Genomic DNA, 2,418 nt, shown 5'->3' with positions numbered 1-2,418 from the left:
CCGCGTCCGCTCGCGCACCGACACCAGCATGATGTTCATGATGCCGATGCCACCCACCAGCAGGGTGATGAGGCCCACGCCCACCGCCACGCCATAGAGCGCCCCGGTGAGCTGCGCATACGTCTTCGCCAGCATCTCCGGGCGGTTGATGGAGAAGTCGTCCGGCGCCTCGGGGGGCGTGCCGCGCACGCGCCGCAGGATGCCCACGAGTTGGTCCTCCGCCGCGCGCAGGTCCTCCGGGCGCTCGATGGAGAGGGCGATGCTGAAGCCCCGGCTCTTGCCGAAGGTGGAATAGAACGTCTTGAAGGGCACCATCACCGTCAGGTCCTGGTCCTGATCCAGCAGCTTGCCCTTGCGCGAGAGCGTCCCCACCACCTGGAAGGGCCGGCCCTCGATGCGGATGGTACGCCCCACCGGATCCAACCCCGGGAAGAGGCCCTCGGCCACCGTGGCCCCGATGACGGCGACCGGCCGGGTGACGGCGTCGTCCGCCTCGGTGATGAAGCGCCCGTTGGGCACCTCGTAGCCGGCGATGGAGAGGTACTCGTGCGTCACGCCCGAGATATCCACGGCCGAGAGCTGCTCGCCGCCGAAGCTCACGTCCGCGTTGCGATCCACGAAGGGCGAGATGCCGGACACGTACGTCGACTGCGCGCGGATCTGCTCCACCTGCGGCAGGGTGAAGTTCTTCCGGTTGCGGTACTTCCACCAGTCGCCCGTCATCACCCAGGGGTACTTGGAGACGTAGAGGGTGTTGGAGCCGATGGAGGCCAGCTGCTTCTCGAAGGAGCTGTTGAGCCCCTGGATGATGCCGACGATGGCCAGCAGCGTGGCCACGCCGATACCAATGCCCACCGTGGTGAGCACGGTGCGCATCCGGTTGGCCCCCAGCGAGAAGAACGCGATGCGCGCCCCCTCGAGCACATCCACTCGCACCGCCTTGTTCATGTGCCCCCCACGGCCTGCGCCGGGGGCGGCCCGTGGTGGCCCAGGGCCACCTCGCGCCCGGGGCCGTCCGCGACCATCTGCCCATCACTCAGGCGGATGGCCCGGGGGCAGCGCGCCGCCAGCTTCGGCTCGTGTGTGACGAGCACCAGTGTGTTGCCCGCGCGGTGCAGCTCCTCGAACAGCCGGACGATCTCCTCGCCCGTGGCCGAGTCCAGGTTGCCCGTGGGCTCGTCCGCCAGGAGCATGGAGGGCTCGGCCACCAGCGCCCGGGCGATGGCCACGCGCTGACGCTGGCCGCCGGACAGCTCGTTGGGCCGGTGGTGCATGCGGTTGGCCAGGTGCACCTTCTCCAGTGCCGCCCGGGCCCGCTCGCGCCGCTCCTTGGCCTTGATGCCCCGGTACACCAGCGGCAGCTCCACGTTGGCGAGCGCCGTCTCGCGGGGCAGCAGTTGGAACGTCTGGAAGATGAAGCCGATCTCCACGTTGCGCACGACGGCGAGCTCGTCGTCCGACATGCGCGAGACGTCCTTGCCGTTGAGCATGTAGCGACCGCTGGAGGGCGTGTCGAGGCACCCCAGCACGTTCATCATCGTGCTCTTGCCCGAGCCGGACTGGCCGATGATGGCCACCCACTCGCCCCGGTTGATGCCGAAGGAGACACCCCGCAGGGCGCGCACCTCCTCGCCGCCCACGTGGAAGACGCGGGTGACGTCCTGGACGTCGATGAGGGCGCTCACGACTTCTTCCCACCCCGGCCACCGGGACCGCCCGGCTGCGGCTCGCGCACCAGATCGCCTTGCTTCAGCTCCTTGGACAGCGTGCGGTAGGGACCCTCCACCACCTTGTCGCCCTCCTGGATGCCCTCGAGGATCTCCAGGTCCGTGTCGGAGGCGATGCCCGTGCGCACCCGGCGCACCTGGGCCTTGTTCTCCGCGTCCACCACGAAGACCACCTTGGCCAGCGTCTCGGCGCGGCGAGCCACCGTGAGACCCGTGCCCTCCACGGGCGGCTTGTAGTCCGGCAGGCTCTTTTCCGGGCGCACCGTCACCGACTGGATGGGGACGAGCACCGTGTCGTCATGCTTCTCCGCGGAGATGCGGACCTCGGCGCTCATGCCCGGCAGCACGCGCGGCGGGCGCGAGCTGAGCGCCACCGTCACCGGGAAGGTGGTGACCTCGGCCTCGGTGCCCGGGTTCTTGATGAGCGCCTTCTGGGCGATCTCCACCACCGAGCCCTGGTAGGACTCGCCCTCCAGCGCGTCCACGGAGATGTCCGCCGGCTGGCCGGGCTTGAGGTGCACCACTTCGTGCTCGCCCACCTCGAACTTCACCTCCATGGTGTTGAGCGCGGCGATGGTCATCACCACGTCCTCGGAGAAGTCCGAGCCACGGACGCGCTCACCCACCTCGCGCGACAGCTCGATGATGTTGCCGTCGATGGGGGACAGCAGCGTCGTCTTGGCGAGGTTGC

3 protein-coding genes are annotated in these 2,418 nt (G+C 69.1%); all 3 read right to left on the bottom strand.

Features of this window, described 5'->3' with window-relative positions; translation table 11 throughout:
* On the bottom strand, positions 1 to 948 hold a 948-nt coding region (locus tag VF794_RS28935), incomplete at its 3' end, for an ABC transporter permease (RefSeq protein ID WP_331115950.1).
* Positions 945 to 1,685 carry an ABC transporter ATP-binding protein gene (locus tag VF794_RS28930; protein WP_331115948.1) on the bottom strand — a complete coding sequence of 247 codons (741 nt, stop codon included), beginning with the start codon at positions 1,683 to 1,685 and terminating at the stop codon, positions 945 to 947. The genes VF794_RS28935 and VF794_RS28930, both read right to left, overlap by 4 nt.
* Positions 1,682 to 2,418: efflux RND transporter periplasmic adaptor subunit (locus VF794_RS28925; protein WP_331115946.1), on the bottom strand; the 737-nt coding region annotated here is incomplete at its 5' end. The genes VF794_RS28930 and VF794_RS28925, both read right to left, overlap by 4 nt.

The sequence above is a fragment of the Archangium sp. genome, assembly GCF_036389735.1.
Classification (GTDB): Bacteria; Myxococcota; Myxococcia; order Myxococcales; family Myxococcaceae; genus Archangium.
Note: the sequence above shows the minus strand (reverse complement) of the source record. Positions and strands in the feature narration are given on the sequence as shown.